General features: G+C 62.7%; 22 protein-coding genes. 9 read left to right on the plus strand and 13 right to left on the minus strand.

Translation table 11 applies throughout. The features are described from left to right. Positions 1-304: 304 nt before the first annotated feature. The 5 genes from ACVNHC_RS18695 (at position 305) to ACVNHC_RS18715 (ending at position 6,095) form a co-directional block, all read left to right on the plus strand. A complete protein-coding gene (locus tag ACVNHC_RS18695) occupies positions 305-916 on the plus strand; it encodes a (2Fe-2S)-binding protein (RefSeq protein WP_082676214.1) in 612 nt (203 codons plus the stop codon). Next, positions 916-1,932: an FAD binding domain-containing protein gene (locus ACVNHC_RS18700; protein ID WP_457168629.1), complete on the plus strand. Its 1,017-nt coding sequence runs from the start codon at positions 916-918 to the stop codon at positions 1,930-1,932. The genes ACVNHC_RS18695 and ACVNHC_RS18700 overlap by 1 nt, the downstream gene beginning before the upstream one ends. Next, positions 1,932-4,127, plus strand: a complete 2,196-nt coding sequence (locus ACVNHC_RS18705; protein ID WP_122521785.1) for a xanthine dehydrogenase family protein molybdopterin-binding subunit — start codon at positions 1,932-1,934, stop codon at positions 4,125-4,127. The genes ACVNHC_RS18700 and ACVNHC_RS18705 overlap by 1 nt, the downstream gene beginning before the upstream one ends. A gap of 91 nt (positions 4,128-4,218) precedes the next feature. Then, complete coding sequence (locus tag ACVNHC_RS18710; protein ID WP_457168631.1) at positions 4,219-4,932, plus strand: phosphatase PAP2 family protein; 714 nt, start codon at positions 4,219-4,221, stop codon at positions 4,930-4,932. Continuing rightward, positions 4,929-6,095: a DUF3500 domain-containing protein gene (locus ACVNHC_RS18715; RefSeq protein WP_206110687.1), complete on the plus strand. Its 1,167-nt coding sequence runs from the start codon at positions 4,929-4,931 to the stop codon at positions 6,093-6,095. The genes ACVNHC_RS18710 and ACVNHC_RS18715 overlap by 4 nt, the downstream gene beginning before the upstream one ends. 41 nt (positions 6,096-6,136) lie before the next feature. Here ACVNHC_RS18715 and ACVNHC_RS18720 read toward each other — a convergent pair whose 3' ends face one another. From ACVNHC_RS18720 to ACVNHC_RS18750, 7 genes are all read right to left on the minus strand, one after another. Then, a complete protein-coding gene (locus ACVNHC_RS18720; protein ID WP_457168633.1) occupies positions 6,137-7,138 on the minus strand; it encodes a 4-hydroxyproline epimerase in 1,002 nt (333 codons plus the stop codon). Between the two features lies 1 nt (position 7,139). Beyond that, complete coding sequence (locus ACVNHC_RS18725; RefSeq protein WP_457168635.1) at positions 7,140-8,393, minus strand: NAD(P)/FAD-dependent oxidoreductase; 1,254 nt, start codon at positions 8,391-8,393, stop codon at positions 7,140-7,142. A 56-nt stretch (positions 8,394-8,449) separates the two neighbouring features. Further along, positions 8,450-9,361 carry a dihydrodipicolinate synthase family protein gene (locus tag ACVNHC_RS18730; RefSeq protein ID WP_457168637.1) on the minus strand — a complete coding sequence of 304 codons (912 nt, stop codon included), beginning with the start codon at positions 9,359-9,361 and terminating at the stop codon, positions 8,450-8,452. A 23-nt stretch (positions 9,362-9,384) separates the two neighbouring features. Further along, a complete protein-coding gene (locus tag ACVNHC_RS18735) occupies positions 9,385-10,107 on the minus strand; it encodes an amino acid ABC transporter ATP-binding protein (RefSeq protein WP_050473810.1) in 723 nt (240 codons plus the stop codon). Beyond that, the gene (locus ACVNHC_RS18740) at positions 10,100-10,756 is read right to left on the minus strand and encodes an amino acid ABC transporter permease (protein WP_457168639.1); all 657 of its coding nucleotides are present in this window, start codon (positions 10,754-10,756) and stop codon (positions 10,100-10,102) included. The genes ACVNHC_RS18735 and ACVNHC_RS18740 overlap by 8 nt, the downstream gene beginning before the upstream one ends. A gap of 12 nt (positions 10,757-10,768) precedes the next feature. Beyond that, positions 10,769-11,494 carry an amino acid ABC transporter permease gene (locus tag ACVNHC_RS18745; RefSeq protein ID WP_058901017.1) on the minus strand — a complete coding sequence of 242 codons (726 nt, stop codon included), beginning with the start codon at positions 11,492-11,494 and terminating at the stop codon, positions 10,769-10,771. A 103-nt stretch (positions 11,495-11,597) separates the two neighbouring features. Next, positions 11,598-12,416, minus strand: coding sequence for an ABC transporter substrate-binding protein (locus ACVNHC_RS18750; RefSeq protein ID WP_050473807.1), 819 nt, complete (start codon positions 12,414-12,416; stop codon positions 11,598-11,600). Between the two features lie 188 nt (positions 12,417-12,604). On the opposite strand from ACVNHC_RS18750, the gene ACVNHC_RS18755 reads away from it, so the two are divergent. The 3 genes from ACVNHC_RS18755 to ACVNHC_RS18765 all read left to right on the plus strand — a co-directional run bounded on the left by ACVNHC_RS18755 (position 12,605) and on the right by ACVNHC_RS18765 (position 14,450). After that, the gene (locus ACVNHC_RS18755; protein WP_374631366.1) at positions 12,605-13,282 is read left to right on the plus strand and encodes a GntR family transcriptional regulator; all 678 of its coding nucleotides are present in this window, start codon (positions 12,605-12,607) and stop codon (positions 13,280-13,282) included. 296 nt (positions 13,283-13,578) lie between these two features. Further along, the gene (locus ACVNHC_RS18760) at positions 13,579-14,199 is read left to right on the plus strand and encodes a TetR/AcrR family transcriptional regulator (RefSeq protein ID WP_457168642.1); all 621 of its coding nucleotides are present in this window, start codon (positions 13,579-13,581) and stop codon (positions 14,197-14,199) included. A 5-nt stretch (positions 14,200-14,204) separates the two neighbouring features. After that, on the plus strand, positions 14,205-14,450 hold the full coding sequence (locus tag ACVNHC_RS18765) for a hypothetical protein (protein ID WP_457168644.1): 246 nt from the start codon (positions 14,205-14,207) through the stop codon (positions 14,448-14,450). 99 nt (positions 14,451-14,549) lie between these two features. On the opposite strand, the gene ACVNHC_RS18770 is transcribed toward ACVNHC_RS18765, so the two are convergent. The 5 genes from ACVNHC_RS18770 to ACVNHC_RS18790 all read right to left on the minus strand — a co-directional run bounded on the left by ACVNHC_RS18770 (position 14,550) and on the right by ACVNHC_RS18790 (position 19,568). Further along, the gene (locus ACVNHC_RS18770; protein ID WP_457168646.1) at positions 14,550-15,401 is read right to left on the minus strand and encodes a fumarylacetoacetate hydrolase family protein; all 852 of its coding nucleotides are present in this window, start codon (positions 15,399-15,401) and stop codon (positions 14,550-14,552) included. 142 nt (positions 15,402-15,543) lie between these two features. After that, the gene (locus tag ACVNHC_RS18775; RefSeq protein WP_457168648.1) at positions 15,544-16,524 is read right to left on the minus strand and encodes a VOC family protein; all 981 of its coding nucleotides are present in this window, start codon (positions 16,522-16,524) and stop codon (positions 15,544-15,546) included. 58 nt (positions 16,525-16,582) lie between these two features. Continuing rightward, on the minus strand, positions 16,583-17,587 hold the full coding sequence (locus ACVNHC_RS18780; RefSeq protein ID WP_457168650.1) for a TRAP transporter substrate-binding protein: 1,005 nt from the start codon (positions 17,585-17,587) through the stop codon (positions 16,583-16,585). Between the two features lie 106 nt (positions 17,588-17,693). After that, positions 17,694-18,995: a TRAP transporter large permease gene (locus ACVNHC_RS18785; protein WP_457168652.1), complete on the minus strand. Its 1,302-nt coding sequence runs from the start codon at positions 18,993-18,995 to the stop codon at positions 17,694-17,696. A 63-nt stretch (positions 18,996-19,058) separates the two neighbouring features. Next, positions 19,059-19,568: a TRAP transporter small permease gene (locus ACVNHC_RS18790; RefSeq protein WP_457168654.1), complete on the minus strand. Its 510-nt coding sequence runs from the start codon at positions 19,566-19,568 to the stop codon at positions 19,059-19,061. A gap of 85 nt (positions 19,569-19,653) precedes the next feature. On the opposite strand from ACVNHC_RS18790, the gene ACVNHC_RS18795 reads away from it, so the two are divergent. Then, complete coding sequence (locus ACVNHC_RS18795) at positions 19,654-20,478, plus strand: helix-turn-helix domain-containing protein (protein ID WP_457168656.1); 825 nt, start codon at positions 19,654-19,656, stop codon at positions 20,476-20,478. On the opposite strand, the gene ACVNHC_RS18800 is transcribed toward ACVNHC_RS18795, so the two are convergent. Continuing rightward, complete coding sequence (locus tag ACVNHC_RS18800) at positions 20,382-22,055, minus strand: bifunctional 3-(3-hydroxy-phenyl)propionate/3-hydroxycinnamic acid hydroxylase (RefSeq protein WP_457168658.1); 1,674 nt, start codon at positions 22,053-22,055, stop codon at positions 20,382-20,384. The genes ACVNHC_RS18795 and ACVNHC_RS18800 overlap by 97 nt on opposite strands. Positions 22,056-22,097 lie beyond the last annotated feature (42 nt).

Raw genomic sequence — 22,097 nt, forward strand, 5'->3', positions numbered from 1 at the left:
CCTCAAAGTACGCTTCAGACTTAGCCAAGTTTTTGTAATCCTCTGTCTCCCGCCAGAACCTTACGACGTTCGATTACATTTCGGCTTCTCGTTCGGCACATTGGTGCGACGCTCGTCTCCTACCTTCAAGTTGTCATAACGCGCAGTCGAATGTGTTGCGCAGCAAACAACCTTGGAGAACAGGCCAGTGGCACGCAGACCGTCGAAGCAATTTCCTCCAGGTCTCAAGCAGCGCGGTTTGCGCTCACCGGCACCTGACAACACGGTGCTGGACGACCGAGCAGCCGGCAACCCGCTACAGAGCATTGCAACGGAGTTCGCAATTGATCGCCGGACAACTCTGAAGGGTGCGGCCGCTGTGACGGCAGTTGGAATACTTCTTGGTGATCACGCCCACGCGCGAAGCATCGGAGCGCCCCTCCACCCGGTCGTTCCCGAACCGAACAGGGCTGTCGTCAGAACGACCATCAACGGCCAGCCTTTCCATCTGACAATCGACGCGCGCGCGTCGCTTCTGGACGTTCTGCGCGAGGAGTTGGATCTCACCGGAGCAAAAAAGGGTTGCGATCATGGTCAATGCGGCGCCTGTACCGTCCATGTCGACGGCCTCAGGGTGGCCTCTTGCCTGACATTCGCCGCGAAGGTGGATGGCCGCGAAGTCACCACGATCGAGGGGATTGGCAGTGATGGCGAGCTGCATGTGATGCAGCAGGCTTTCATCGACCACGACGCTCTCCAATGCGGATACTGCACGCCCGGCCAGATCATGGCGGCGATTGCTTGCGTCAACGAGGGGCATACGAACAGCCCTGATGAGATACGCGAATTCATGAGCGGAAACATCTGCCGGTGCGGCGCCTATCCAGGGATTGTCGCGGCGATCAGTGACGCAGCCACAAGGATGCGGAGGGGCTGATGGAACCGGTTACATACAGCATCCCCACCAGTGCCGAGCAGGCGGTGAGCGAGTTCATAAGCGCCGGAGGCGGCGCATACTACGTCGCCGGTGGAACGACGCTTTTCGATCTCATGAAGCTCAGGGTGGAGCGTCCTGGCAGGCTGATCGACGTAACGCGGATCGGCCACGACACGATCTCGACGTCAGGTAGCGAACTGCGCATCGGCACGAATGCGACGATGAGCGATGTCGCTGCCGATCCCGCGATTGCGCGCGACTATCCGGTCCTCTCCGAGGCCCTGCTGAAGGGGGCCTCGCAACAGTTGCGCAACATGGCGACTGTCGGAGCGAACCTCCTCCAGCGGACACGGTGCTCGTATTTCCGGCACGGAGCGGGCGCGATCGCCTCGGCAGGTGCAGTCTATCCATGCAACAAGCTCAACCCCGGCAGCGGTTGCGCCGCCATCGGCGGCCTCGATCGCGCCCAGGCCATTTTCGGCGTCAGCGATGCTTGCACGGCGGTGTCGCCGGGCGATTGGCCGGTCGCGCTGACGGCGCTTGATGCGCACATCAATATCCTCGGGCCGAGTGGCCAGCGCAGCCTTCCCGTCTCGGCGCTCTACCGTCTGCCTGGAGACACGCCGCACCTCGAATTCGAACTCCAGCCTGGCGAACTGATCACCGAGATCGTCATCCCGAAGACGGACGCAGGCCGCCGCTCCACCTATCACAAGGTACGGGATCGCGAATCCTACGCCTTCGCGCTCGCGTCTGCGGCGGTGGCGCTCCAATTCGATGGCCGCACGGTCGAGCGTGCTCACGTGGCGCTCGGAGGCGTGGCGACCAAGCCATGGCGTGCACCCGCTACCGAAAACTTCCTGACCGGCAAGACCATAGGGCGCGAGACCGCCCTGGAGGCTGCACGACTGGCTTTCGCCGACGCGCAACCCGGCCGGCACAATGGTTTCAAAATCGAACTCGGCATCCGCACGCTCGCGGATGCGGTGATGATCGCATCGGAAAGGAGCGCCTGATGGCCCTTGACCAACTCCCCGACCGCGCGCGGGTCGACGCCCGCGACAAGGTGCGTGGCATGACGCTCTATGCGGCAGACTTCCAGTTTCCAGGTCTCCTCCACGCCGTTCTCGTTCCCTCCCGCATCGCCAAGGGAAAGGTGGTGCATGTTGATACTGCCGGGGCGCTGGCCGTACCCGGAGTGCTGCGCGTGCTTACTCTGGAGGATTTCCCGAAGCCCAATCCGGACTTCGAAGCCCCGACCGCCGAGGATGAGGAGGAAGAGGGCGAAGAGGGTTATTCCGTCCCTCCGACCGTGGTCGATACGATTGCCTATCGCGGCCAGCCGATCGCAGTGGTCATTGCCGAAACGCTCGAGGCGGCGATCGAAGGGGCGGAGAAGGTCACAGGTGAATTCGAGGAAGAACCGTTCACGGTCGTGATGGAGAGCAGCGATGCTCACCGGGAACCTGACGATCATGAGATCGTCGTGGGTGATGCGGCGGAAGCCCTGGAACGTGCCTCGGTGATCGTGGACGAGATCTACGTTTCACCCACCCAGCATCACAACCCGCTCGAATTGCTGGGCGCAACGGCGGTGTTCGAGGACGGCCGGCTGATCATTTACGATACGACCCAGCATACGATGGGCATCAAGAACGCGGTCGCCGCCTCGCTGTGGATCGATCCGGCCAGAATCGATGTGAAGAGCACATCGGTTGGCGGCGGCTTTGGGCAAAAGGCGGCGCCGCACGGATATTCCGTGATCGCGGCGCATGCCGCCATCCTGACCGGCAGACCGGTCAGGATCGTCATCCCGCGCGGTCACATCTTCCACATTGCGTCCTACCGCCCGCGCAGTCTGCACCGCATTCGTCTCGGCGCTGATTCCAGCGGAAAGATGATCGCGGCCCATTACATCGCAGAGCACGAGAACTCGCTCGAAGGCGGGCTGTCGCCGGCCGAATATCATGAAGGCACACCCAGGCTCTACAACATCGCGAACTATCATGGCGGCGGCATCCAGGTTCGCCTTGACCGGCCGGATGCCGGGTTCATGCGATGCCCGTTCCCGCATCAGGCCTGTTTCGCCTTCGAGAGCGCGGTCGACGAGCTCGCCTACAAGCTCGGGATGGATCCCGTCGCTTTGCGTCTGAATAACGATGGCCAGACCGATCCGTTGTCCGGTAAGCCGTACTCCTCCCGCTTCGTGGCCGAATGCATCACCGAGGGCGCGCGCCGTTTCGGCTGGTCGCGGCGATCGCACGCCCCCGCTTCGATGACGATGCCCGACGGGACGCAGATCGGCTGGGGTATGGCGCTCGGCAACTATCCGTCCCCGATGTCACCTGCCATCGCCACTTTGCGCATAAGCGCCAATGGCAGGACCCGCATTGCCATCTCCGGCCACGAAATGGGCCAGGGCATCAAAACGACGATCGCCAATGTCCTGCTTCAAGGGCTGGACATTGATCCCGATGGGCTCGAAGTGATTGTTGGCGACACGAGCGCCGCGCCGCAGCATCAGACGGGGGCGTCATGCGGCACGGCCGGATGCGTGCCGGCGACCCTCAAGGCAGTCATGCGCATGCAGGCTGCCCTGCGGGATCTTCTGGACGGCCGATCCGTGCCGGGCAACATCCACAGGCAACTGGCCACCGTCCGGCGGCCCTATCTGCAGGTCGAGGTGTCGGAAGTCGCCCCAGGACAAGGCGCAGAAGCCATAGAATACTTGCGTGTGAGCGGCGATGGAGCAACGGGGCCAGAATACCCGGACTTCACCTCCATGAGCTGGATCGCTCATTTCGTCGAGGTCCGTGTCGAGCCGACCACCCGCCGCATCCGCATGCCCCGTTGTGTCAGCATCGCCGACTGCGGCCGTGTCATCAGTCCCCGGACGGCGCGAAGCCAGGTCCACGGCGGAGTGGTCTGGGCCTTCAGCGCGGCACTGCGGGAAGCGACTGAAATTGATCCCCGCTATGGCGGATACCTCAACTGCGATCTCGCCGAGTATGTCGTGCCTGTCAACGCGGATATCGGTGAGATCGAGGTCGGCTTCGTGGACAAGCCGGACCCATTGGCTAATTCCGCCGGCCTCAAGAGCCTTGGAGAAGTTGTGATGGCAGGGGCATCGGCAGCGATCGCGAACGCCATCTTCCATGCGACCGGGAAGCGCCTGCGCTCGATGCCGTTTCGGGTCGAGGACCTGCTCTGACGATACCGGCGGAAAGGGGCAGATCCCGATGTGGGGCCACGCCGTCCTGGTTCGAAAGTGCTGGTGGTGCATTTTTCATGGAGAAAACCGGATGAGATACATTCTCGCTGTTTTTAAAGGGTCTTATTTTGTTTTCCTGATCCCGCTGTTGTTTGGATTGTCAGCCCTCAGCGCTCTGATGGGGCTCGATGCGGCGGTGTATCGATTTGCACAGCTGCAAAGTGAATACCTCAGTGCTCTCTGGAGTGAATTGCCACTTCATGCAGGTAGTGCAGCCCCTGTTCTGGCTCCTCTATTCATGTCTCTAAAGGACAGGAATAGATCAACTTTGATGTTGCAATCACTCATATTCACCATGTTGACAGTCACGATCCTCAAGGCTCTTACTTCGAGGGTCGATCCAGAAGGACTTCATATTCTCGACGCCTATTCGAGAAGTAATTCCTTCGAAATCGGCCTGTTCAAGAATGGCTTGGCATCTGTCGTTGAAGGATGGCCGTCAGGGCATGCAGCCACCAATGTGGCAATGGTCATCACAGCTGTGTCCGGGTTTAGCTCGAAAATCAGGATCGCCGGGGCGCTGTGGGCAGTTTGGGTGGTGCTTGCTACGGTTTTCGGTGATCGCGGTGGCGTCCATTGGCTATCGGACTCACTATCCGGAGCGGCAATAGGTGCAGCAATCGCATATGCGCATCTTTCAATTTATGAAAGGCAGAAGAAGAACATCGGCACCCCCGTTGAACCGGGAAAACTGCCCTTCAAGCGCCCCACCACTTCGACCTCATATGAAGGGGGCGTGCAATGAATACCAAACTGCTCCACCTGCAACGCGCACGCATCAAACGATTTCCCGGATATTTTAGGGCAGCGCGATGGCAGATGCCGATCGCCATTGTACTTGCGAGCGCATCACTGATGGGTTGCATGCCGCTTGCCAGTTCCGCCGAAAGAGAAACACCAATGTCCAGATTGTCAGCCCCCTCCGAAGCTGCGCGAGAGTCCTTTCGAACTGTACTTGATCGGGCGCATGCATTCATCGCCACGCTGAGCGACGCGCAGCGTGCGGACCTTCTCCAGGAATACACTTTCGCCAATGCGTCGCGTTGGCACACCTATCCGCAATGGTATCTCGGCAAGTGGTACCTCGGCCGGCGCGGCCGCATTGGACTGCGTCTGGAGACGCTCTCTGAGACGCAATGGCGCGCTCTGAACGCCTTGCTCGCCGCCGCCACAGGGACAGGCAAAGACGAGGGCTACGATGAGATTCAGCAGCACTTGAATGCCGACGACTATCTCAGACAAATTGGCAAAGGGGATGGCTACGGCAGGGGTGACTTCTACGTCGCCTTCCTCGGCACTCCTTCGGAATCGGGCTTGTGGCAACTACAGTTCGGAGGACACCACCTCGCCCTGACGAACACCTATCGAGACGGCGCTTTGATCGGCGCGACACCATCCTTCCGGGGCATAGAGCCAGCGTTTCCGTTCGAATACAACGGCGTCACACACGCGCCGCAACGTCAGGAGATGGACGCATTCCGGGCGCTTCTCGCCTCACTCGACGAGGGCCAACTTGCGCAAGCCAGGCTTTCAAGCAGGTTTTCGGATGTTGTGATGCGGCCTGGAAAAGACTGGTCCTTCCCCAGACGGACTGAGGGTATCCCCGCATCATCATTGAACAGCCAGCAGCGTGCACTCCTGCTCGCCGTGATCGCGACATATGTCAATGATATCGACGATGCCAATGCAGAGTTGATTCTGGCGCGCTACGAGCGTGAGTTGGGTGCAACGCACATCAGCTATTCCGGCTCCACCTCCCTGTCGAACCAAGGCGACTATGTCCGCATCGATGGGCCATCTGTATGGATCGAATTCGTGATGGACGCTCCGTACAACTTTCCGGAGCCGCATCCACACGGGGTATGGCGCGACAAAATTTCAGATTATGGCGGCACTCGCCCCCGGTGAGACGCTTTCCGCCACACTTGGCCTCAGCGCCATGCCTGACGTCATGCGACCGTAAAGCCGCCCGCGAAGGGGTCCCGGCTGTCGATGAAGAGTGTGTTGAGACCGGTGACCCTGGCCCATCCGGCAATCGACGGAATGATGGCCGGCCTGCCGGCAACCTCCGTCACGTCCTCGACACGGCCCTTGAACAGGGAGCCGATGATCGATTCATGCACGAAGCTGCCGCCCTTGCCGAGCAAGCCCTTGGCGTGCCACTGGGCCATGCGCGCAGATGTGCCCGTGCCGCAGGGGGAACGGTCGATCGCCTTGTCCCCATAGAACACGGCATTGCGCGCCGTGGCCTCGGGATGCTGCGGCTTGCCGGTCCACAGAACATGCGACAGCCCCTTGATGGCGGGGTTTTCGGGATGGACGAAGCTGTATTTGCTGTTGAGCGCCGCCCGCAGCAGCGGGCTCCAGCGCAGCAGATCGGAGGCGGTCACATCAGCGATATCGCGGAACACCTCCTGCGGATCGACAATGGCGTAGAAGTTGCCGCCATAGGCAACATCCACCGTCACCTCGCCGAGCCCTTCCACAGGCGCCGTCAGCCCCTCGGAATGAAGGAAGGCCGGAACATTGGTCAGCCGCACTTCCTCGACATACTGGCCTTCCTGCCTGTATTCGGCAACCACCAGCCCCGCCGGCGTGTCCAGCCGCACCACACCGGGTGTTTTCGGCGTCACCAGACCATGCTCGATCATGAAGGTGACCGTGCCGATCGTGCCGTGCCCGCACATGGGCAGGCAGCCGGAGGTTTCGATGAAAAGGATCGCGGTATCACAATCCGCGCGCGTTGGCGGATAGAGGATCGAACCGGACATCATGTCATGGCCGCGCGGCTCGAACATCAGTCCGCGGCGGATCCAGTCATATTCGGCGAGGAAATGGGCGCGTTTCTCGATCATCGTCGCCCCCTCCAGACGCGGCCCGCCCCCCGCAACGAGCCGGACCGGATTGCCGCAGGTGTGACCGTCAATGCAAAAGAACGAATGGCGTGCCATGTCAGGAGAACCTCTGGGGACGATAGGGGGAAAGGTCGATGGCAGGGGCGGCACCCAGAACAAGGTCACGCACCAGCCGTGCAGTTGCCGCGGACTGGGTCAGGCCCAGGTGGCCGTGGCCAAAAGCGTAGATGACACGGTGAGCCCGCGGGGAGCGGCCGATCACCGGCAGACTGTCCGGCAATGAGGGGCGGAAACCCATCCATTGCCTGCCGTTGTCCGTCTTGAGGCCCGGCACGATGCGCCTTGCCTTTTCGACCATGATTTCGGAACGCCGGAAATCCGGAGCGCGTTCAAGCCCGCCCAGTTCCACGGCCCCGCCGATCCGCACCCCGGTGTCCAGCCGGGTGAGGACGAAGCCTTCCTCCGGAATGACAAGCTGGCGCTTGAGATCAAACGCACCGGCGGGAAGCGTCGTATTGTAGCCGCGCTCGGTTTCGAGCGGAATGCTGTCGCCAAGGGTGGCCGCCAGCCGGTGCGACCAGGCCCCGGAGGCAATGACCGCCTCACCGGAGCGCACAGCAGTCCCGTCCGACAGCATCAGGACGACACCGTATTCATCCTGCTCGATATCCGTCACCTCGGCGGTCTGGAAGACGGCGCCACGGTCAATTGCCGCTTTTCCGATACATGTGGTCACATCCAAAGGATCGGACACCGTAAGCCACTGCGGGACGAAGGTTGCATGCGTGACCGTGGGGCCAAGGCCGGGCTGCAGGGCTGCCAGTCGGCTGCCCGTCACATGCTCGAATTCTATGCCGTGCGCCCCGCGCGTTTTCCACATGGCAATGGAGGCTTTCCAGGCCCGTTCGCCCTCATAGAGAAACAGGGCGCCATCACGCCGCAACAGGCCCGCCACGCCCGCAGCCTCGAAGAGGCTTTCGGTCTCAACCCTGGCAAGGTCCATAAGAGCGGTCTGTGCCCGTGTGCTTCCGGCAACCCTGTCCGGCATCGAGGCCCGGAAGAAGCGGAGGAGCCAGGGCAGAATCCTCGGCAAATACCCGACGGGCAGCGACAGCGGCCCCAGCGGGTCGAACAGCCATTTCGGCGCCCTGAGAATGATGCCCGGCGAGGCCAGCGGCTCGATATCGGCAAAGGCCAGTGCACCGGCATTGCCGGCACTGGCCTCCGCCGCCATCCCCTTGCGGTCGAGGATCAGCACCCTCTTGCCCGCCTCGGCCAGGCGGAAGGCAATGGACAGGCCGATGATACCGGCACCGGCGATGCAGACGTCGTATTGGGAATGGCGCACCATGTAACTCCTCGACGAGCGGAAAAGGACGGGGAAGGCTCCCCGTCCTGAAACGGCCATCAGGCAGCACACCGGGACAGATCCGGCAGGGCCGGACGTGTCGCAATGGCCGTCCTGATGATCTGCTCGGCCTCGGCCCGCCAGGCACCGGACAGGGGCTTGCGCGGCAGCCGGACCCGTTCGTTCGATCCGATGGCGAGAGCCTCGGCCAGCTTGATGTTCTGGACCAGATAGGTGGAGACATCGAGATCCAGCAGCGGCCGGAACCACTGGTAGATCTGCAGGGCCTCTTCGTGCCGCCCGGCCTTCACCAGCCGGTAGATCGCCACCGTCTCTGCGGGGAAGGCCACAACGAGACCGGCAACCCAGCCCGCCGCCCCGACGCAAAGGGCCTCGTAGCCCAGATTGTCGACGCCGGTGAAGACATCCATCTTGCCCGCCAGCAGCCTGACGGCATCGGTGGTGCGGCGGATGTCGTCCGAGCTTTCCTTGACCGCAACGAAGCCCTTGCCGGTTTCGGCAAGTTCCAGCAGCATGTCGTTGGTGACATCGACACGGTAGGCGACGCGGTTGGAATAGACCATCACCGGCAGCCCTGCGGCTTCCGCAATGGTCTTGAGGTTGGACACCGTTTCATCGCGGTTGGTGTGATAGATCGTCGAAGGCACGACCATCAGACCCGACGCACCCTCGCGGGCCGCGCGCTCGGCCAGACGGCAGGCATCGCGGGTCGCCGCCTCGGCAATGGTCAGCAGCGCCGGCTTGCCCTTGACCGACTGCTGGACGGCCTTCAGCACATCGATGCGCTCATCATGCGACAGGAAGGGGCCTTCGCCCAGCGAGCCGCAGGCAATGAGCCCATCGCATCCGGCGTCCATCTGAATGGCGAAGCAGCGCTCCATTTCCTTGAAATCGAGCTTGTCATCTTCGGTGAACTTGGTTGTAACGGCCGGAATGATGCCCTGCCACATTGGTTTTCTCCTGCTTGGTCAGATTAGAGCACGGATTTGAGGAACGCCGCAGTTTCCGGGCGTTCCGGCGATTCAAAGATCTGTTTCGGGCTGCCCATTTCGTGGATCAGCCCATCCTTGAAGAAGGCGACGCGATTGGATACTTCGCGCGCAAACGACATTTCGTGAGTGACCACGATCATGGTCATGCCCTCGGCGGCCAGCAGCCGCATGGTGTCGAGCACCTCTCCCACCAGCTGGGGATCAAGCGCCGAAGTCACCTCGTCGAACAGCATGTATCTGGGCTCCATCGCCAGTGCCCGGGCAATCGCCATGCGCTGCTGCTGGCCGCCGGAAAGCCGGGACGGATAGACATCGAGCTTGCCGCCGAGGCCCACGTGCTCAAGCTGCCTGACGGCAATCGCCTCGGCTTCCTTGCGGGGCTTTCCCAGCACCTTGCGCAGGGCAATCGTCGTGTTTTCCAGCACGGTCAGATGCGGAAAGGCATTCCACTGCTGGAAGACGATGCCAATGTTGCGCCGGAGCCTGTTGAGGTCGGTGTCCTTGCTGTGAACCTCCACGCCATCAACGAGAATCCGGCCGGACGCAATCGTCTCCAGCCCGTTGATACACATGAGCATGGTGGACTTGCCGGAGCCGGAACCGCCGATCACCGACACCACCTCGCCCCGGTCCACCGTCATTGAAATGCCCTTGAGCACTTCAAGGTCGCCGAAGGATTTCCTGACGTTTTCGATCTCAATCATGTTCGCGCCACTTCTTTTCAAGGCGAGCGCCCAGGCGTGAAACGGGCAGGCTCACAAGGAAGTAGATGAGACCCGCAATGGCCAGAACGGCCAGTGCCTCATGAGGTTTGCGGGTGATGATGATCTGCGATGAGCGCAGGAGCTCGATGACCCCGATCGCATAGACGAGCGCGGTATCCTTCATGACGCCCAGGGACAGCCCGATCCAGGAGGGCAGCATCACCCGCGTGCCGAGCGGCAGCACGATGTGGCGCATGTCCTGCCAGTAGGTCATGCCAAGCGACCGCGCCGCCTTGCGGACCGTGACCGGCACGGCCTCGATGCCGCCGCGCACGATCTCCGTACAGAAGGCCGCGGTGTAGGCCGCCAGCACCAGGCATCCGGTCACGAAAGGGTTCATTCCCCAGCCCAGGATCGACTGAAAGGAGTTGAACAGGATGAACTGGATGAGCAGCGGCACCGAGCGCAAGACATCGAGCAGAGTGCCCAGGGGATAGTTGACGTACCAGGGCGATTGCGTGCGGATGAGCCCGAAGACCAGGCCCGCCAGCGTGCCCCCGAGCATCGCCCAGAAGGTGATCGCCAGCGTCAGGCCCGCACCGCTCGCCATGAAGGAGACATCGCCCCAGGTGACAGAGGTTCCGAACATGTTCCGTTCCCCCTAGTATCTGAACAGCCGCCAGGCGATCAGCCTCGCGCCGCCGGTCACGATCTTGGCGAGGACGTAGTAGAGAACCGCAGCCAGGGCGAAGAACTCGAACGTCCTGAAGGTGCGGGCATTGAGCTGCTGCGTCACCCCGGTGAGATCGGTGTTGAGCCCGACAAAGATGCCGACAGACGTCATCAGGATTGCCCAGACCATCTGGTTGGTCATCGGATGGAACACGGCACGGAACATCTGCGGCAGCACGATCAGCCGGAAGGCCCCGGCCGCATTGAAGCCCAGGGACCGGGCCGCCCGCATCTGCGTGCCCGGCACCGCCCTCAGCCCGCCGCGGAAGGTTTCGGCCAGATAGCCCGCATTGTTGAAGGCAATGCCTGTCAGGACCGCCCAATAGGAGTCGAGATAGAACACATTGATCCCCATGGCGCGGAAATCGATCCCGAACTGGCGGCCCGCCAGCTGCAGAACGGCCGGAATGCCGAAATAGATCATGTAGACCTGAAACAGCGCCGGCGTGTTGCGTGCAGCCTCGATCCAGCAGACCGCGAACCAGCGCAGCGGCGCCGTGCGGGCCTCCTTGGCAAGCGCAAGCAGCACCCCCGCCACAGTCCCGATGATCATCGACAGAACGGCGATCTGCAGCGTGACCAGCGCCCCGTCCAGCATCTGCGGCAGGGCCCGGAAGGCCTGGTTCCAGTGAAAGGTGTAATTGACGTTGAACATTGCGCATGTCCCGGTTTTCGAACCGCGGCAGGCGGATTGCGCCTGCCGCTGCTGGCGAACTGCGGGGGCCCGAAGACGAGCCTCGCCCCCGCAAACCGGACGGTCAGTAGTAGATGCTACCCAGCGCAAGCGCAGGCGGCTCGGCCCCGGCGCCAACCCACTTTTCGAACAGTTCCTGATACCGGCCCGTGCGGTACTGCTGGTGCACGAAGAGGTTGAGGTAGTTCAGCAGGCCAAACTCCTGGCGCGGCGCGATCAGCGACACATAATCAACCAGATAGGGCGCTTCGCCCGCGATCTTGAACCCGTTGAAATTGCCGGATGCAATGGTGGCCGCAGCAACGGTGCCGGTCACGACCGTTGCGTCGATCTGGCCCTGGTTGAGCGCCAGAAACACATCGGCCTGGCTCTGGAACGTGCGGAAGGAGCCGCCCGCCTTCCATGTGTTGAAATCTTCCTCAAGCGCGATGGCCTCAAAGACACCCGCGACCGAGCCGAGGTTCTTGCCGGCAAGGTCCTGGTAGCTTTCGATCCCTGTATCGGCGCGGGTCAGCACGACATTGTTGAAGGCAAAATAGGGGATCGAGAAGCCGATGGTCTTGGCGCGCTCAAGGGTGTCGGAGGTCGAGGCGACGCCAACATCGGCACGGCCCGAGACGAGGGCAGGAATGCGGTCGGGAAACGGTGTCTCGACAATCTCGTATTTGACGCCAAGGGCCGCGGCAAGATCAGCGCAGGTGTCCACATCAAAGCCTGCAGGCTTGTTGTCCGCATCGCGCAATCCCATGGGCGGAAAGTCGAGCGTGACCGCGCAGCGCAGCACGCCGGAGGCGATGATATCGTCGAGCTTGTCAGCAAGCACCGGTGTGACGAACAGGCATGCCGCAAGTGCCGCAACGCCGGTCATGACGGGCAGTTTCATGATGATCCCCTTCTGAATTATTGGCTCCAGTCATTCCACCGGCCCTCTCCAAAGCCGGAACCCGGTCAGATTTGCATAATTGGATCCAATCTACAATATCCCATCTGCACTTCGGGGCGATGGCTGTTTTCCTGGCTTCGGATTAGGGCTATCAGTGACGTCAATTCATGGGTTGAGAGGATTCGGTCGTGACCAGCGGCTTGAAATTACGGGCGTCAGACCTCAGCAAGCAGGCCTCGTCTGCCGATGTGATTTATGACGCCCTGCGTGATGCGATCATCCGGGGCGAGGTCGGAGAGGGCGAGGCGCTGCGCCAGGACACGATTGCGCAGATGTTCCGGGTGTCACGCATTCCCGTGCGCGAAGCCATGCAGCGGCTGGAAGCCCAGGGTCTGGTTGTTTCGGAAAGGCACAAGGGCGCCGTGGTCGCGTCGCTGTCCGTCGAACAGATCACCGAGATCTTCCAGTTCCGCGCCCTGATCGAACCCATCGTCATCGAACTGGCGGTGCCCCTGATGACCGACGAAACCCTCGCCGAAGCACAGCGCCATTGCGATGCCTTTGCCGCGGAAACCGACCCCTTGCGCTGGGGCGACCTGAACCGCGCCTTTCACCGCGCGCTCTACAAGGATTCCGACAAACCCTATTTTCTGTCGGTCATCGACAAGACCAATGATCTGGTTGAGCGCTACGTCCGTCTCGTTCTGTATTTCGTGCAAGGCATGCGCCACGCGATTGACGAGCATCAGGCCATTCTGGACGCCTGCAAGGCCCGCGACGCCGCAACCGCAGGCCAGCTCACCCGCAAGCACATCGAAATCGCGGGCGAAAAGCTGGTGGCCTATCTGAAGAGCCAGAAGCCGTAAGACCAAGGCTTTCGATGCTGACGCATCACGCCTTGAAAATGCTCAAGCCCGTTACCCGATGACTTGCCGTGCCGGGAGTTGAGCAAATCCCTGCTGCGTCCGGGCGGGCTCGCCCTGCCATCCGGGGCGCCGCCGGCGGATCCGGCCCGGGGCTTCAACGCAAGGGACCACCCACGGCCTTTCCCATAACCGGTCCTGACCGGCCCGCAACGGCCTTCACTGGCAAGGCGGAAAGCCGCTTGCAGTCGGCTCTGTCCAACAATATAAAACGTTTGTCCGTTTTATATGAGTGAGCCATGCCCCGCATCAGCCCGGAAAAACTTGAGGAGCGCCGTCAGCAGATCCGTGCGGCGGCGGCGCGGTGTTTTGCGCGCAAGGGCATTCAGGCCACCACCATGCGCGAAATTTTTGCCGAAGCGGGCCTCAGCGCCGGGGCGGTCTACAATTACTACAGGACCAAGGATGAGCTGATCGCCGATGGCATCACCGCCAGCACGGCGGAAAGCGCGGATGCGATCACGGCCGCCGCTGCGGTGTTGAGCCTTGATGAGGTCATCGGCCAGTTCCTTGCCGATCTGAAGGCTGCCGCCAGCGATGGCCGCGCCCGGGCGACACCGATGATCCATGCCGAAGTGGCCGTGCGGCCGGATCTGCTGAAGGTGTTTCAGGAGGGGCGCAGCCGGATCCGCGATGCGCTGCGCGCACAGCTCGCCCGCACAAGGCCGGATCTCTCGCCGCAAAAGACCGCAACGCTCGCCGGTTTCGTCCTCGCCTTCTATCAGGGCCTCGTGTCGGAAGCCGCCCTCGGCAGCCTGCCGGATCTGGAGGCCATGCACGGCATCATCCGGCTGGTGCTGAGCCAGTATGGCAAGGCCCCTGATGCACCCCGCTCCCCCCACCTCTCACCGGAAGGATGAAGACCATGAACCCCGTTCACATCACCAAGCACACGGAGGCCGGGCCGGACCGGCACATCCGCATCCCCGGCCGCCTCGCCCTGCTGGCCACGCGCCTGATGCCCGCCCCTGCGGTGCGCGCGCTCACGCAGAAGGGCCTGAACCTGCCCGCGCTCAGCGCCGCCCTGCGCCAGAACGCGGCCTTCGACTGCATTCTGGAAGTGCACGAGCACAAGGTGCCCACCACGGTGCGCATCAGCACCGGCGGGTGACGGGCGCCCGGGCAACCGTCTCCCGGGCAGCACCATCCCGGCAGCACAGCCCGGCTCTGGTGCCTGCCGGACGGCAAGCACCAGCGGGCCGCCCGCTTCTCAGTCTTCCGCCTGGATCATGTTGGCCAGCGTGCCGATGCCGGTGATCTCGACTTCGATCCGGTCGCCGGGCTTCATGAAGAGCTTCGGCTCGCGGAACAGGCCAACCCCGCTCGGCGTTCCCGTCGCGATCACGTCGCCCGGCAGCAGTTCCGTGACGGTGGACAGATATTCGATCAGCGCCGGTATGCTGAAAGCCAGATCGGAGATGGGCGTCGACTGGACAACCTCGCCATTGAGGCGTGTCGTCATATGCTGCGCTTCAGGGTCGGCAAGCTCGTCAGCGGTCACAAGCCACGGCCCCATGGAGCCGCTGCGGTCGAAGTTCTTCCCGGCCCAGAACTGGGTCGTATGACGCTGGAAGTCACGGATCGACCCGTCGTTGAAGCAGGTGTATCCGGCGATGTGACCGGCCGCATCTGCGGCGCTGATCGCCCGCCCCGCTTTGCCGATCACCACGGCAAGCTCGCCTTCGAAGTCAAACCAGTCGGAAACCCTGGGGCGGATCAGTGGCACCCCGTGCCCGACGAGCGAGGACGGATAGCGCGTGAAGATCGAAGGCTTGGCCGGGCGCTCGCGGCCCGTTTCCTGAATATGCGTCATGTAGTTCAGGCCGATGCAGAGGATCTTGTCCGGCCGCGGAACCGGCGGCAGCAAGGTGACGCTGGCCGGATCGAGCGGCGAAGACGCCGCAGCCGCTGTTTCCAGGGACTGAATCGCGCCAGCCTCCAGAACGGCCCGCAGATCGGGATAGCGTGCCCGGAAGGGGGCGCCAGCGTCAAAGATCCGGCCGTCCTTGATCAAGCCGTATGACGGCTGCCCGCCAGCGGTCTCATAGGAACAAACTCGCATGTGTCATTCTCTCCAGTCGGTAGGGTATGGGTGACGAAACGGCTCATGCCCGGTCTTGCGATGCGGGCGCATTCAGCCCCGTACCGGCTCAGCCGCCGCAGGGGTTTGGCCAGTACTTGAGGAGGCCGTCCGGGCGCTGGCATCATTCCTGGCGGATGATGCCGTCCAGCCAGGCGCAGTTGCTGCCGGGATTGGGCGCGCGCAGGCCTTTTTCCGCCGCGGCCAGGCGCATGTCGCGCAGGCGTGTGCGGTCTGCGGATCCTTCGGGCATGTACAGGCGCTCATGGCCCCAGAAACTCGGCCCGTCGAAGGTCTCGTGCGGTGTCCAGCTTTCCGGTTCGATGACAGTGGCGCCCCAGCCGTATTCCACGAAGAAGCCGGAGGGCGAGTGCGCGTAAAAGCTCAGCATATGGTCGTTGGAATGGCGCCCGAGCGTATAGGCAAGGCGGTCCTGCTCCGCCTGCGCCAGATCATAGCCCTGCCCCACATCGTCGAGCGAAAGCAGCTCGACCATGAAATGATGCAGGCCCTGGCGCCCGGAACCCACCATGGCAAAGCTGTGATGGCGCCCGTTCACATGGAAGAAATAAAGCTTGTAGGGCGTGACGCCGTAGTCGGTGACGCTGAAACCCAGCAGGTCGCGATAGAAGGGCAGCAGAATATCGGTATTCTGCGCATGCAGCACCGCATGCCCCATGCCGAGGGCGCCGGTCTTGAACCCGGAGATGGGCCGGCCGGGCCGGAAAGGATCGGTGGCAATCTCCGGGCCGCAGAAGACTTCGATCCTGTTGCCTTCCGGATCGTGAAACGAGATCAGCGCGTGCACGTGGCGCTGAGCGGCCAGGGCCGCAGGTTCGCGCTTGACTGCAACGCCTGCATTGTCGAGACGGCCGGCTAGCGCATCCAGGTCTTCAAGCGTAGCTGTTTCCCAGCCAAGGAAATCCAGTCCTTCCGGCGCTTCGCCCGAAACGATGAGCCGCTGCTTGCGGTCGTCCATGCGATAGGCCCGGACCGAGGCTGCTGCGTCGATCTTCTGCATGCCCAGAAGCTGTGTCGAAAAGTGATCCCAGGCTTCGGTCTGGCGCGAGCCGATACCGATATAGCCCAACCCTATGAGCGTCATGCCGATTGCCTTCCGGGGTGGAGCCGTCCGGCAGGACGCCGGCCGGCCCGGTTGCGGTTCAGTTGGTGCCTGCGGCCTTCAGGGCGGCGGTGAAGGCGTCATAGATCTTCTGTCCGTCCGGGGTCCTGGCGAGCCAGTCGGTGGTTGCGATCTCGACCGTCTGCTGCCAGACGGCTGCCTGCGCCTCGTCCGGCGTAAAGATCTCGGGCTTGTTCTTTGCGGCGATGCGGGCCCTCGCCTCGGTCATGTAGGCGTCAAAGGACGTGCCGAACCTTTCCGAAAAGGCCTCGCCTGCAAACTGGTCGATCGCAGCTTTGGCCTTTGGCGGCAGGCTCTCGTATTTCTGCTTGTTCATGATGACCAGCATCGGCGTCGCCCCCAGCGGCACCTCGTTGTAGAAGGGCAGCACTTCGCCAAGCCGGAAGCTTTCGACCACGCCCCATTGCAGGAACGTGCCCTGGATCAGGTCGCGGCTCAGCGACTCGGCAAGCGCGGGCGCCGTAATCCCGCCCACGGGCACAGCGCCAAGGGCACTGATGGCCGACAGCATGGTCGGTCCGGGCGCCCGCATCTTCAGGCCCTTCATGCCGCCCGGCTCCCGGACCGGCCGTGTCGCGCCGATGAAGTTTGCCGGCGAAGAGCAGATGCAGAGCATCTTGAACTTGTCGTAATCGCCCTTGAACAGCCCCTCCTCATACATCTTCCACATGGCGGCGGAACCGGCCCTGGAGCTTCTGACAAGGAAGGGCAGCTCGCCCACGGTGCCCTCGGCGAAACGGCCGGGGGTGTAGCCGGGGATGACCCAGGCAATATCGGCAACGCCCTGCTCGACCATCTGGATCTGCTGAGCCGGATCACGGCCCATCGTTCCGCCGGGGAACATCTGAATGGTTATTTCACCGCCGGACGCCTCGCTCACGTCCTTTGCCCAGGGCGTCAGCACTTCCGCGGTGATGAAGGCGTTGGGCGGCTCGAAGCTGGAAAACCGGAGCGTCTCCGCCTGCGCCGGGGCAAGGTTCAGGATTGCCGCGCATCCGGCGGCGAGAATGACATTGAGTTTCATGATTCCTCCCTCTGTGTTTGTTTGCCTTGAGTTTCGATTTTAGGAGCGCCTGCACCCCCAGGCCCGCAGCCTGTTGCAACTGTCCGCGCTGCGGACAGCCGGCCCGCTATTGCAGGACGGACGGAAGCCAGAGGCTGAGCTGGGGAAAGGCGATGAGAATGACGAGCATGAAGATGCCGGCGCAGATGAAGGGCACGACACCCCGTATGATCACGCCTATCGGGATCTCCCGGTACATCGTGTTCAGGAGCATCACGTTGATGCCGATCGGCGGCGTCAGCATGCCAAGGCCGATCAGGATGATGTTGATGACGCCCCACCAGATCAGGTCGTATCCGAGATGCTGCATCAGCGGGATCACGAACGGCAGGGTGATCACCAGCGCGGCGACCTCGTCGAAGAATGCCCCCAGGAAGATGTAGACGCCGACCAGGCCGAAGATGATCACGACCGGGGGCACGGGCAGCACGGCGATGGCGTTGATGATGAAAGCGGCGGCGCCCGTGATCGAGATGAAATAGGAGAAGATGTTCGCGCCGAACACCATGATGTAGATCATCGCCGAAGCAGAGCTGGCATCGGCCAGAATGCGCACAAACGTCTTGCGCGTGAGTTTGCCGCGCATCACGAGGAAGAGGAAGGCGATGAAGACGCCGACCGAAGCGGCCTCGTTCACTGTGAAGATGCCCGAATAGATGCCGCCCAGCACCGCGGTTGCGAGCACGATGACGCTCCAGGCCTTTCTTGCTGCCCGCAGTCTTGCAGGCAGCGGCAGCATCTCGCCGGGAGGTGCGGCGTCCGGATCGCGCCTCACGGAGATCTGGATCGCGATGAGATAGGAGAGGACCGCAAGCATCGCGGGGATGACGCAGGCGGCAAAGAGCTGCAGGATCGACTGCTCGCTGAGAACGGAATAGAGGATCGCGATGCCCGAAGGCGGCACGATGATCCCGAGCGCCCCCCCCGCAGCGACCGCACCGGCCACAAGCCCCGGCTTGTATCCGCGCGCAAGCATTTCAGGCATCGCGACCCGCCCGAAGGTTGCCGTGGTGGCGACCGCCGAGCCGCAGACCGAGCCGAAACCTGCGCTGGCCACGATGGTCGTCGTCGCCAGCCCGCCCCGCCTGTGACCGATCAGGGCTTCCGCCACATCGTAGATGTCGGTTGCAAGCCCGCCCGCCACCGCCAGGCTGCCCATCAGCATGAACAGGGGAATGACCGAGAGATCCAGATTGGACATGGCCGATGCCGGCTCGCTGGCAATGAGGGAGACGGCCGCGCCCCAGCCGGCAATCTGGGCAAATCCGGTGACACCGCAAAGGGCCATGGAGACGCCGATCGGCACCTTGAGCGCAATCAGGGCAAGCATGATGCAGAACCCGGCCAGGGCAAGAATTAGCGGATCCATATGGATGCTCCGTCACAAGTCGCGTGGGTTTTCTTTTGAAAGTCCGGCATGTCCGTTCCACGCTCACTGGCTGGCGGACCGGGGCCGGGCCTTGAAGACGGAAAGCAGGTCGTCAACGGTGACGACGGCCTGAACGAGCGCTGCAAAGCTCAGCATGCCCGTTGCGGCGAGCCACCAGGGCCAGAGCGGCCAATACAGCACCCACGTGGTATTGCCCGCCTCCTTCAGACCCCCGGTGTAGGGAATGAACTGCCAGGCGATCAGGCCGATGAAGACGAGCGTGAGAACGCTGGCAAAGGCCTCGAGGATCCGTTCGACGAAAGGGCCGGCCGCCGCCCCGAGCATTTCCACGCGGATATTCTGCTTGAATGCCAGATTGGCCGGGACACAGGAGGAGATGACGACGGCCATGACGACGGCGCTGACGTCATTGACCCCCTGCAGCGGCATCGCCAGGACCCAGCGCATCAGGATGTCCAGGGACGTCATGCTGGCCAGAATGAAGAGGCCGAAGAAACCCACCAGCGCCAGCATCCGCGATAGGGTCTCCGAAAAATTGCGCAATCGGATCATCTGCTCCTCCGTGGCGGCGCCTCCTCGCGCTTCGCCACCCGCAGCATTGACATGGGTCAAATCAGGTGCAATTTCTCTGCCGGGAGTGTCCACTGCGTGGACGGACGAGGAGGGGCAGGCCATTTCAACCTTTAGCAGCGTCCGCTCGCTGGAGCGGGGCCTGGCTGTTCTCCAGGCCGTCAATCATCGCAATGGCATGAAGGCGGCAGACGTCGCCAAGGCGGCCGGCATCCCGCGGCCGACAGCTTACCGGCTGCTCGAAACCCTGGAATCGCTTGGCTTCGTCGTCCGGGGCTCTTCTGACGACACATGGCGCCCGACCCTGACAACCCGCACGCTGAGCTCCGGTTTCCGTGATGACTACTGGGTGTCGCAGATTGCCGTTCCGCAGATGATGAAGACGGCGCGGCGCGTGCTTTGGCCGCTCGATCTCGTCGTGTTCCGCGATTTCAAGATGGAGATCCGGGAGTCCACCCATTTCCTGAGCCCGTTCTCGGTGGATCACGGCATGGTGGGGCGGTGTCTTCCCGTGCTGGACACGTCCGGAGGACGCGCCCATATCGCCTTTTGCCCGGACGAAGAGCGCCTTCACATCCTGTCCGGGCTCGAAGCCGAGACCGGCATTTCCAAGCCCTACTACCTGCAGGACGGACCGCTCGACCATATCATCGAGCAGTGCCGCCGTCTGGGGCTCGGCTACCGGACCAAGGGCTTCAACGACAAGACGATGAGCATTTCCGCGCCGGTCCTGAAGGACGGGCGGCCGATTGCCTGTCTCACGCTGATCTGGATCGCCTCCGCCATGAGTTTCGATCAGGCGGTGGAGACCTGCCGCGAGGAACTGCTGAGCTGCGCGCAGGCCATTGCGGGGGAACTGTCCTCGTCCGCAGCGGCCATGAGCGAGAGATAGCGCTCCAGTCCCGCCTGCAGCTCCGCGGGCGGGAAGACGGCGGCACAGTAGCGGTCGGGCCGGATCAGCATGACCTGATCGCGATGGGTGAGGAGCGGCCGGGCAATGGCGGCGGCCTCCGGCCCGGCCTGCCACGCCCCGGTTTGCCACGCCCCGGCCGAAGCGTTCAGGAACCCCGAAGAAAGGATGACCTTCGACAGGGGCAGGCCGAGCAGTTCCGTCCGCTCCAGCTGCAGCAAGGCTCCGGCACCCGCATCGCTTTGGGCCAGAAGCGCAAAACCGGCACCCAGGAGCCTGTCGAGCCTGACGGACCGCCCGTCACGGTGAACGGTGGGCTGCGGGATCATTTCCCCCACCAGAGAGGCTTCGAGCATCTGCGCGCCAAGGTCGAGATAAAGCCCCGCCTCATGCCGCGGCTTCGGCTTGAACCGCATTGTCATGAGGTAATCCTTGACCGCCGGAAACGGCCCGAGCGCCTTCAGGAGGTGATCCCGGAAACGGATATCCTCTTCACCCAGCGGCATGACGAAATTGCCCATGGAAACCGCGAGCAGGATCATGTCCCAGGCCGGTTTGCGGCGTTCTGAATCGTAGGTGTCGAGGATCGACGGGCTGGCGCCGCCAAGAAGGCTGGCTGCCAGCTTCCACGCAACGTTGTGAGCATCGCGCAGGCCCGCATTCATGCCCTGCCCCGCAAAGGGCGGGGTCAGATGGGCGGCGTCTCCCATCAGCAGGATCCGCTTGTCGCGGAACCTGTCCGCAATGCGCGCGTGGAACGTATAGACGGTCTTGCGCAGGACATGCGCCTCGTCATAACTGCGGAAGGGCTTCAGCAGGTCAGTCAGGAAGCCGGTTTCCAGGACCTCCTCGCGCGTTTCGCCCGGAAGAAGCATGAATTCGTAGCGGCGCCCTCCGTTGGGTGCGGGCACGCTGACAGCCGGACGTACGTTGCTGCAGAAGAATTTGGACAAAAGGGAGCGGTCGGGATCATCCGTCATGTCGAGAACGATCCAATCCTGCTTGTAGGTGTTGCCGGACATGGCGATGCCCAGCCTTTCCCGCATCGGACTGCGGCCGCCGTCACAGGCTGCAACCCAGCTGGCGGAAATCGTATGCTGGCTGCCGCCGGGCGCCTTGACCGTAACGGCCGCCTCCCCGTCCCCGCAGGCGATGTCCACCACATCCGAGGAATAGAACAGGGTGCCTGGCCGCTGCTGCTCCAGCCTTTCGCGCAGCGCCGCCTCAAGTTCGGGCTGGTAGATATATTGCCGCTTGGCGAAGCCGTATGTCATCGGACCCGGCCCCGTTTCCGCAAAACACTCCCCCTTGTCGGTGAAGTAGCGCGAGCCGGCGGCTGCGACAGTCGACTGGAGGTAGCTGTCGTCAAGGCCGAAAACCTGCATCGTTCTCGCGCCCTCGTCGTCGAGAACAATGGCGCGCGGCAGATCGAGGGGGCCGGGCTCTCTGTCCACGATGATGAAATCGACACCATATGCCGCAAGAAGATTGGCGAGCGTCAAACCGGTCGGGCCAGCGCCGATGATGACCACCGGGACCATGTGAGGATATTGTGTCATTTCAAACCTCGGCAACTGTCAAAGCGATTGGATAAACCCTTG

It is taken from the genome of Pannonibacter sp. Q-1, from assembly GCF_054073275.1.